The following is an 8,627-nucleotide window of genomic DNA, read 5'->3' on the forward strand; positions in this document are numbered from 1 at the left end:
CGGGGCCGATTTCGCCGCCCTGGCCCGGGCGCTGGCGTCGCAGGGCTACCGGTTCGGCGCGCTGGAGATCGATGCGGCGGCCTTCCTGCCGCAGTCGCGCCCCCGGGTGTTCGTGATCGCGACCCGCCAGGGGCCGCCGGCCCGGCTGACCGGCGCCAGCGCCTTCCACACCCGCGCGGTCCTCGCCGCCCACGCGGCCCTGCCGCCGGACCTCGCCGAGCGCTGGGTCTGGTGGAACGCGCCTGCTCCGCCGAAGCGCAACACCGACCTTGCCGCCCTCCTGGAGCCGGACGAGGCCTGCCTGTGGCATTCGCCGGAGCGGACCGAGCGCCTGCTGGCCCTGATGGCGCCCCTGCACCGCGCTCGCATCGACGCTCTGCGCGAGCGCGGCGGGCGGGCGGTCGGCGGCGTCTTCCGCCGGACCCGCAAGGAGGCGGGCCGCTCGGTCCAGCGGGCCGAGGTGCGCTTCGACGGCCTCGCCGGCTGCCTGCGCACGCCTCGGGGCGGCTCGTCGCGCCAGGCGCTGGTGGTGGTCGACGCCGGTCAGGTGCGCTCGCGCCTCCTGACCCCGCGCGAGGCGGCGCGGCTGATGGGCCTGCCGGACGGCTATCGCCTGCCCAGCACCGCGACCGCAGCCCTGCACGTCGCCGGCGACGGCGTCGCCGCGCCGGTCGTCCGCTGGCTGGCCGCCCACCTGCTCGAGCCGCTGCTTGCGGGCGCTCCGGCCAGGGCGTCGGCTCGCGCCTGAAGAGCCGCTGACGCCGCCTGCAAGATTCCTTGGGCGCCGGCCCGCTTCCAATCCCGCCCGGAAGGCTTAGGGTCGCGGCGAACGTCGTCACCAGAGCCGCGAGAGGCCCGCCATGGATTCCACCCCCGATCATGCCTACGACGCCGCCCGCTACGAGCGCGCCGGCCGGGGCCGGATCTTCGACTCCATCATCGACACCATCGGCGACACCCCGCTCGTGCGGCTGCCGCGCCTGACCGCGGCGCTGAAACCGAAAGCCGAAGTCGTCGCCAAGCTCGAGTTCTTCAACCCGATCGCCTCGGTCAAGGACCGCATCGGCGTCGCCATGATCGAGTACCTGGAAGCCACCGGCGTGCTGAAGCCGGGCGGCTCCATCGTCGAGCCGACCAGCGGCAACACCGGCATCGCCCTGGCCTTCGTCGCCGCCGCCAAGGGCTATAAGCTGACCCTGGTGATGCCCGAGAGCATGTCGATCGAGCGCCGCAAGATGCTGCTGCTGCTGGGCGCCAAGCTCGAGCTGACCCCGGCCGAGAAGGGCATGTCCGGCGCCGTCGCCCGGGCCCGCGAGATCGTCGAGGCCACCCCCGGCGCGGTGATGCCGCAGCAGTTCGACAACGTCGCCAACCCGCTGATCCACCGGGTCTCGACCGCCCAGGAGATCTGGAACGACACCGAGGGCCGGGTCGACGCCGTGGTGGCCGGCGTCGGCACCGGCGGCACCATCACCGGCGTCGGCCAGGTGCTGAAGGCCAGGAAGCCCTCCGTCCGCATGATCGCCGTCGAGCCGGTCGCCTCGCCGGTGCTGTCGGGCGGCGCCCCCGGCCCGCACCGCATCCAGGGCATCGGCGCCGGCTTCGTGCCCTCGATCCTGGACCGCGGCGTCATCGACGAGGTCGTGCAGGTCTCCAACGAGGACAGCTTCGCCATGGCCCGCCGCTCGGCCGCCGAGGAAGGCATCCCGGTCGGCATCTCCTCCGGCGCCGCCCTGACCGCCGCCTTCGACGTCGCCATGCGCGACGACATGGCCGGCAAGCTGGTCGTCGCCATCATCCCGAGCTTCGCCGAACGCTACGTCTCCACCGCCCTCTTCGAGGGGCTCTGAGCTGACCGACGTCTTCCCGCCGGAGAAGCGCTCCGCCGTCATGCGGCGGGTCAAGGGGCGCGACACCGGGCCGGAGCTGACGGTGCGTCGGGCGCTGACCGCGCTCGGCGCGCGCTACCGCTTGCATCGCAAGGACCTGCCCGGCACCCCGGACGTCGTCCTGCCCGCCCGGCGGTTGGCGCTGTTCGTCCACGGCTGCTTCTGGCACGGCCACGACTGTGCGCGTGGCGCGCGGGCGCCCAAGCAGAACGCCGAGTACTGGCAGGCGAAGATCGGCCGCAACCGCACGCGGGACGCCGCCTCGTCCGCCGCCCTTCAGGCCGCCGGCTGGCGCGTCGAGACGATCTGGGAGTGCGAAATGAAAGAGGCGGGCGCCCTCGACGCCCGCCTCCGGAAGTTGCTGACCGAGACCGCCCGGTCCTAGTCCTGGTTGGCCTGCGGCGGCTTCACCGCCGCGACCGGCGACTTCGCGCCGACCACGCTGGCGAGCTTGGCCGTCGGCTTCGGCAGCTTGGGCGTCGCCGCCACCGAGCCGTTGCGCAGCACGTCGGCGGCCCGCGCCAGCTGGAAGTCCTTCTTGACGTCGAAGCTCTCCGGCGGCGCCTCCGCCGGCTCGTGGGCGCCGCGGCGGGCCTTGCCCTCGTCGGCGTTCAGCGCGTTGCGGAACGAGGCCTCGGAGAACTGGAACGCCCGGTTGGCGATGTTCTGGGCCTCCTCGCGGGTCGAGGCGACCTCCAGGTCAGGCTCGATGCCGGTGCGCTGGATCGAGCGGCCCGACGGGGTGTAGTAGCGCGCCGTCGTCAGCTTCAGCGCCCCGTCCATGCCGCCGCGCAGCGGGATCACCGTCTGCACCGAGCCCTTGCCGAAGGTCGTCAGCCCCACCACCTCGGCCCGCTTGCGGTCCTGCAGGGCGCCGGCGACGATCTCCGCCGCCGAGGCCGAGCCGTTGTTGACCACCACGACGATCGGCATGCCGCCGGTCATGTCGCCGGCCCGGGCGTTGTAGCGCTCGACGTCGCGGGCGTCGCGGCCGCGCTGGCTGACGATCTCGCCGCCTTCCAGGAACAGGTCCGACACCGCCACCGCCTGGTCGAGCAGGCCGCCGGGGTTGTTGCGCAGGTCGAGGATCAGGCCCTTCATCTTCGGGTTCTTGGCCTTGAGCCCGGCGAACGCCGCCTCGGCTTCTTCCGTGGTCTTCTCGTTGAAGGTCGAGATCCGCAGGACGCCGAACTCGCCTTCCATCTTGGCCGTCGCCGACTTCGGCTTGATCACCTCGCGGACCAGCTTGACGTCGAACGGGTCGGATTTCTCGCGGGCGATGGTCAGGGTGACGGTCTCGCCGGCCTTGCCGCGCATCTGCTTGACCGCCTCGTTGACGGTCAGGCCCAGCACGCTGTCGCCGTTGACGGCGGTGATGTAGTCGCCGGCCTTGACCCCGGCGCGGGCGGCCGGCGTGTCGTCCATCGGCGAGATCACCTTGACCACGCCGTCCTCGCTGGTGACCTCGATGCCGAGGCCGCCGTACTCGCCGCGCGTCTGGTCGCGCATGTCGTCGAAGTTGGACGGGTCGAGGTAGCCGGAGTGCGGATCGAGCGACGTCAGCATCCCGTCGATCGCCGCCTGGATCAGCTTGGTGTCGTCGACGTCGGTGACGTACTGCCGCTCGACGGTGTCGAGCACGTCGCCGAACAGGCCGAGCATCTGGTAGGTCTTGGCCCGCGACGGCGCCGCCGCGCTCGCCTGCTGGCTGACGTAGGCCATGGAGCCAGCGCCGAGCACGAAGGCCGACGCGCCGATCAGGAGATACTTCTTCATAGCCTTCGCTCAGGCTCCCTCTGCGGCTCGCGCCGCCTTGCTTTGTCCGGCCCCCATGGCGCCGTCGGCGCTCAGCCCGGATTTTCCAACCAAGGCGCCGGATCGACCGGCGTTCCCTGGTTCCTTACCTCCAGATAGAGTTCCGAAGTCGAATGTCGACCATCCGGCATGCGTCCGACAGGCTGGCCCGGCGCGACCGATTGTCCGACGACGACGGACGGTGTCTCCAGGCCAGCCAACACGAGATGGTAGCCGCCCGCCAGCCTTAAAATCACGATCACGCCCCAGCCCTTCACCGGGCCGACGTACTGCACGGTCCCGCCGCCGGGGCTGGCGACCTGCGCCTTGGCGGGCGCCTGGAAGCTCAGACCGTTGGCCTTACCGCCGCCGGGCAGGTCGCTGCCGAACCGGCGCGACAGCGGCGCCGCGACGGGTCGCGTCAGGCTGACCGGCGCGCGCAGGACGCCGCCGGGCAGGGGCACCTGGGCCGGCAGGCCAAGGTCCGCCTCCGGCGCCGCCTCGGCGGCCCGGCTCTCGGTGGTGAACAGGGCCTCGCTCTGCACCGCCGCCAGCCGCCGCTGGCGCATCATCTCGCCCGCGGCGGTGGCATAGCCCCGGGCCCGCGCCTGCAGCTCGGGGGTCATGGCCTTGACCAGGATGGCGGCGCGCACCGCGTCCTTGGCGTCGGCCGGCGAGACCAGCAGCGCCGGCGGCGGGTCGCGGCGGATCTGCTCCAGCACCGACAGCATCCGCGCCAGCTGGTTCATGTTGCGGGCCTGCTCGGCGGACAGCTCGGTCTCCTGGATGTTCAGGCGCGCCAGCCGCTCGCCGGTCTGGGCGAGGGCGACCGCGCCCAGGCCGGCGGCCAGCATCAGCGCACCGCACCCGCCAAGGAGAACTCCCGTCCGCATCTAATCCCTATGATAGGGCGAACCCGCCAGAATTGAGACCGCACGATAAACCTGTTCGGCGAGCATCGCGCGGGCCAATGCGTGCGGCCAGGTCTGCGGGCCGAACGCCAGCTTGCCGCTCGCCTCGGCGACCAGCGCGGGGTCCAGGCCGTCGGCGCCGCCGATCAGGAACACCAGCCGCCGGACGCCCCGGTCGCGCAGCACGGCCATCTCCTCGGCGAAGGCGCGGGACGGGCGCGCCGTCCCGCGCTCGTCGCAGGCGATGACGTGGGCGTCCGCCAGGTGCGGCCGCAGCGCCTCCGCCTCCGCCGCCTTGCCCGGCTTGCGCGCCTCGACCTCGACCACCTCGACGGGCCCCAGGCTCAGGGACCGGCCGGCGTTGGTCGCCCGCTCGGCGTAGAGCTTCACGAGCTCGACCTCGGGCGAACGCGGCAGCCGGCCGATGGCGACGATGGCGATTCTCATCGCCGCCGTCTTACCCCAGCAGCACCTTCTCGGCGATCTGCACCGCGTTCAGCGCCGCGCCCTTCAGCAGCTGGTCGCCGGCCGCCAGCAGGGCGACGGAGCGGCCCGACGGGTCGCCCAGGTCGCGGCGGATGCGGCCGACGAGCACCTCGCCCTGGCCCTGCGCCTCGCACGGCATCGGGAAGTGGTTGGCGGCCCGGTCGTCGACGATCCGCACCCCCGGCGCGCCGGCCAGCGCCTCGCGCACCGCCACCGGCGGCACCGGCGCATCGAACTCGGCGGTCACCGCCATGGTGTGGGCGCGCAGCACCGGCACCCGCACGCAGGTGATGCCGATCGGCAGGCTGGCCGAAGCCAGGATGCGGCGGGTCTCGGCCATCACCTTGGCCTCCTCGCCGTTGTAGCCGGTCTCGAGGTCGACGGTGTCGTTGTGGCTGAAGACATTGAAGGCATAGGGGTGCGGCAGCACCTTGGGCGGATAGGCCTCGCCGGCCAGGTGCGCCTGGGTCGAGGCCAGCAACTCCTCCATCGCCGGCTGGCCGGCGCCGGACGCGGCCTGATAGGTCGCCACCTGCAGACGCCGCAGCCCGAACGCCCGCTGCAGCGGGGCGACGGCGACGGTCAGCAGGATGGCCACGCAGTTCGGGTTGGCGATGATCCCGCGGTGGTGGCGCAGGGTCTCCAGATTGACCTCCGGCACGACCAGCGGCGTGTCGAGGTCCATGCGGAAGGCCGAGGAATTGTCGACCACCAGGGCCCCGGCGGCCCGGGCCTTCGGCGCATAGAGCCGCGCGGTGTCGGAATCGACGGCGAACAGCGCCAGGTCGACACCGTCGAAACTGTCGTCGCCGAGGGCCTCGACGGTCACCGCTTCGCCGCGGAACGACAGGGTGCGGCCGGCCGACCTGGCCGAGGCCAGCAGGCGCAGGGATCGCACCGGCGTCTGCCGCTGCTCCAGCACGCGGATCAGCTCGCCGCCGACCGCGCCGGTGGCGCCGACGATGGCGACGGACAGCCCGCGCTGCACGGCGGCGGCATCGGGGCGGAGTTGTTCGAGAACGGACATCTGGAAAGGACCTCTTCGGTGTGAGGCCTGATGTCGCTTGGCTGGTCCGGTCGTCTGGAGGCCCCGCGCATCAGGCGGGGCTTCTGGAGTTTGTGCCGGTTAGACCGCGCACGCACCCGCTTCGCCCCGCGCCAGGCGGGTCGATTTGCGGGTAATAATCATGATGGTCGCGTCGCGCATCGCCGCGGCCATTACAGGTCCGCGGCGGCGCTGTAAACCGTCAGCCGGCGGCTACTGCGCGGCCGGCGTCCGGTGCGGCGAGTCCACCGCCCAGATCTTCTCGATGTTGTAGAAGGTGCGGACTTCGGGCCGGAACAGGTGGACGATGACGTCGCCGGTGTCGATCAGCACCCAGTCGCAATGCGGCAGGCCCTCGACCCGGACCTTGCCATAGCCCTCGTCCTTCAGCGTGCGGAGCAGGTGGTCGGCCATGGCGCCGACGTGTCGGTGCGAACGGCCCGAGGCGACGATCAGGCCGTCGGCGACGGCGCTCTTGCCCTTCAGATCGATGAACACGACGTCCTGGGCCTTGTCGTCGTCCAGGCGGGTCAGGATCAACTCTTCCAGCGCCGCGATGCGGTCCTGGCCATCTTGGGAGGCGTCGGCGCCCACGGGGGCTTCCTTCGACGTCTCCGGCGCGCGGGGCGCGGCTTCACGGTTCAGCGGGGTGCTCCTTTGTTGTCCTCGCTGGGACCAGCCTAGCACGGGCGGGGGCCCGGGTCAGCCGGTCTCACGAAACGCTCAAGACTTCGTGCGGCGCATCCGTTCCCGCAGGAGGGTCGAGGACTGAAAGTTGAAGCGCCCGCGCAGGAACACCCAGGCCGGCGCCGGTGCGGCGGCCAGGCCCCGCGCCTGCGCCGAGGGCCGACGGAACCGGCGGAAGCGGATCGCGGCGGGCGAGAACCGGCTCTTCATCGAGATCCACGGCCGCGAGACGACCGCCACCGGAACCTCCTCCATGATCTGGGTCCAGCCGCGCCAGCGGTGGAAGCTCGCCAGGCTGTCGGCGCCCATGATCCAGACGAACTTCACCCCCGGATGGCGCGCCTTCAGGGCCCGCAGGGTGTCGATGGTGTAGCGCGATCCGAGGCGGGTCTCGGCGTCGGAGACGATCATCGCCGGCCCGTTGGCCATCCGTCGCGCCCCCGCCATGCGGTTCGCCAGGTCGGCGGTCTCGTGGGTCGGCTTCAGCGGGTTCTGCGGCGAGACCAGCCAGATCACCCGGTCGAGGCCCAGCCGGCGCAGGGCGGTCTCCGCCACATGGGCATGGCCTTCGTGAGCCGGGTTGAACGAGCCGCCGTAGAGGCCGACCCGCATGCCGGGCTCCAGGTGGAAGCCAAGCCGCAGGCCGCCCGGACGCCCGGCCGGCGGCGTCCGGCGCGCCGGGCCGGCGAACCACATGGCCCGGGCCGACCTAGGCCGGACGGGGCGGCGTCGGCGCGCCCGCCCGGTCGAGGTGGGGGTCGTCCTGGCGGACGCGGGCGCGGACGGCGAAGACGCCGTCGCCGGCCAGCACGCCGCCGCGCGCGAACAGCCGGCCGTTCTCCCAGTTGGAAAGGCCAAGCTCGGGCTTGTTCAGCGCATACTGGCCATCGACCCAGCGCGTGAAGCCGTCGCCGACGAACGGCGCGTCGATGGTCTCGTAGAACCGGACGTGGGCGGCCGGGTCGGCCGCGATCAGGCTGGCGACGAAGTGCGGGCTGTGGGCGTTGAACAGCGCCACCGCGTCCTCGACGCTGTCGACGATCTTCAGCGAAACCTCGGGGGTCTCCTCCCACTCCCATTCGCGGCCGAGATCGGCGTCGGCGATCGCCTCGACCAGGGCTTCCTCACGCGGGCCCTCGGCCCGGACCACGGGTCCGCGGGCGCTGCGCAGCGCCTCCGGGATCAACGGCAGGTCTCTCTCCGCCACGTGCAGCTTGAAGCCCTTGCGCCGGGCGCCGGCCTGACGGACCGCGTCGAGGAACACCGGCAGCAGGTCGCCGGCTCGTTCGCGCACGATGCAGCAGACGTTCAGGGTGTTGCAGACCTTGCGGTCCAGCGAGTGGTAGGCGACGGCGTAGAACCGGCCGGCCTCGGCGCTGGCGTCGGCGATCATCCAGGCGCCGCCGGTGCCGTGCAGGCTGACCGGCGTGCCGGCGGCCCGAGCGATGGCGCCGAGCTGGGCGACGGCGGGACCAGAGCCGCGCGCGACCGCCAGGGCCAGCCCGGGATCGGCGAACATGGCCCAGCCGGCGGCATGAGCCGCGCTGTCGACCAGCACCGCCGCGCCCTCCGGCAGGCCGGCGGCGGCCAGGGCCGGGTCCAGCGCGGCGCCGACGATGGCGCGGGCCGTCCCCAGGGCGTCGGAGCCGATGCGGAAGACGACGGTGTTGCCGGCCCGGATCACCCCTGTCGCGTCGGCGAAGACGTTGGGCCGGCCTTCGAAGACGAAGCCGACGACGCCCAGCGGCGCCATCACCTGCTCGACGCTCCAGCCCTCGTGCCGGACGGTCTCCAGCACCCGGCCGCGCGACGGCT

At 72.6% G+C, this 8,627-nt stretch carries 10 protein-coding genes; 3 read left to right on the plus strand and 7 right to left on the minus strand.

From position 1 onward, the window contains the following. The 3 genes from ACILRF_RS12250 to ACILRF_RS12260 all read left to right on the plus strand — a co-directional run. Positions 1-748, plus strand: a 748-nt coding sequence (locus ACILRF_RS12250) for a DNA cytosine methyltransferase (RefSeq protein WP_395673265.1), incomplete at its 5' end; no start/stop codon positions are given. Positions 749-860: 112 nt separating this feature from the next. Continuing rightward, positions 861-1,850 carry a cysteine synthase A gene (cysK, locus tag ACILRF_RS12255; RefSeq protein ID WP_395673267.1) on the plus strand — a complete coding sequence of 330 codons (990 nt, stop codon included), beginning with the start codon at positions 861-863 and terminating at the stop codon, positions 1,848-1,850. Between the two features lie 40 nt (positions 1,851-1,890). Further along, positions 1,891-2,274 carry a very short patch repair endonuclease gene (locus ACILRF_RS12260; RefSeq protein ID WP_395673269.1) on the plus strand — a complete coding sequence of 128 codons (384 nt, stop codon included), beginning with the start codon at positions 1,891-1,893 and terminating at the stop codon, positions 2,272-2,274. Here ACILRF_RS12260 and ACILRF_RS12265 read toward each other — a convergent pair. The 7 genes from ACILRF_RS12265 to ACILRF_RS12295 form a co-directional block, all read right to left on the minus strand. Beyond that, on the minus strand, positions 2,271-3,665 hold the full coding sequence (locus tag ACILRF_RS12265) for a S41 family peptidase (RefSeq protein ID WP_395673271.1): 1,395 nt from the start codon (positions 3,663-3,665) through the stop codon (positions 2,271-2,273). The genes ACILRF_RS12260 and ACILRF_RS12265 overlap by 4 nt on opposite strands. A gap of 71 nt (positions 3,666-3,736) precedes the next feature. Beyond that, entirely contained in the window at positions 3,737-4,576 is an 840-nt protein-coding gene (locus ACILRF_RS12270) for a murein hydrolase activator EnvC family protein (RefSeq protein ID WP_395673273.1), read from the minus strand. Beyond that, the gene (gene rlmH / locus ACILRF_RS12275) at positions 4,577-5,041 is read right to left on the minus strand and encodes a 23S rRNA (pseudouridine(1915)-N(3))-methyltransferase RlmH (RefSeq protein WP_395673274.1); all 465 of its coding nucleotides are present in this window, start codon (positions 5,039-5,041) and stop codon (positions 4,577-4,579) included. A gap of 10 nt (positions 5,042-5,051) precedes the next feature. Next, positions 5,052-6,107, minus strand: coding sequence for an aspartate-semialdehyde dehydrogenase (locus ACILRF_RS12280; RefSeq protein WP_395673276.1), 1,056 nt, complete (start codon positions 6,105-6,107; stop codon positions 5,052-5,054). Positions 6,108-6,338: 231 nt separating this feature from the next. Further along, complete coding sequence (rsfS, locus tag ACILRF_RS12285; RefSeq protein ID WP_395673278.1) at positions 6,339-6,719, minus strand: ribosome silencing factor; 381 nt, start codon at positions 6,717-6,719, stop codon at positions 6,339-6,341. A gap of 129 nt (positions 6,720-6,848) precedes the next feature. Continuing rightward, positions 6,849-7,508, minus strand: coding sequence for a nicotinate-nucleotide adenylyltransferase (locus tag ACILRF_RS12290; RefSeq protein WP_395673280.1), 660 nt, complete (start codon positions 7,506-7,508; stop codon positions 6,849-6,851). 13 nt (positions 7,509-7,521) lie between these two features. Further along, positions 7,522-8,627 (minus strand): aldehyde dehydrogenase family protein (locus ACILRF_RS12295; RefSeq protein WP_395673282.1); only part of this gene is annotated, 1,106 nt, incomplete at its 5' end.

The organism is Phenylobacterium sp., assembly GCF_044236515.1.
Classification (GTDB): Bacteria; Pseudomonadota; Alphaproteobacteria; order Caulobacterales; family Caulobacteraceae; genus Phenylobacterium.

What these genes read in the sequence shown, in the direction of transcription:
- ACILRF_RS12290 (WP_395673280.1), bottom strand. Translation starts at nt 7,508, where the DNA reads ATGTGGTTCGCCGGCCCGGCGCGCCGGACGCCGCCGGCCGGGCGTCCG.
- ACILRF_RS12270 (WP_395673273.1), bottom strand. Translation starts at nt 4,576, where the DNA reads ATGCGGACGGGAGTTCTCCTTGGCGGGTGCGGTGCGCTGATGCTGGCC.
- rlmH (WP_395673274.1), bottom strand. Translation starts at nt 5,041, where the DNA reads ATGAGAATCGCCATCGTCGCCATCGGCCGGCTGCCGCGTTCGCCCGAG.
- cysK (WP_395673267.1), top strand. Translation starts at nt 861, where the DNA reads ATGGATTCCACCCCCGATCATGCCTACGACGCCGCCCGCTACGAGCGC.
- ACILRF_RS12265 (WP_395673271.1), bottom strand. Translation starts at nt 3,665, where the DNA reads ATGAAGAAGTATCTCCTGATCGGCGCGTCGGCCTTCGTGCTCGGCGCT.
- ACILRF_RS12280 (WP_395673276.1), bottom strand. Translation starts at nt 6,107, where the DNA reads ATGTCCGTTCTCGAACAACTCCGCCCCGATGCCGCCGCCGTGCAGCGC.
- ACILRF_RS12260 (WP_395673269.1), top strand. Translation starts at nt 1,891, where the DNA reads ATGCGGCGGGTCAAGGGGCGCGACACCGGGCCGGAGCTGACGGTGCGT.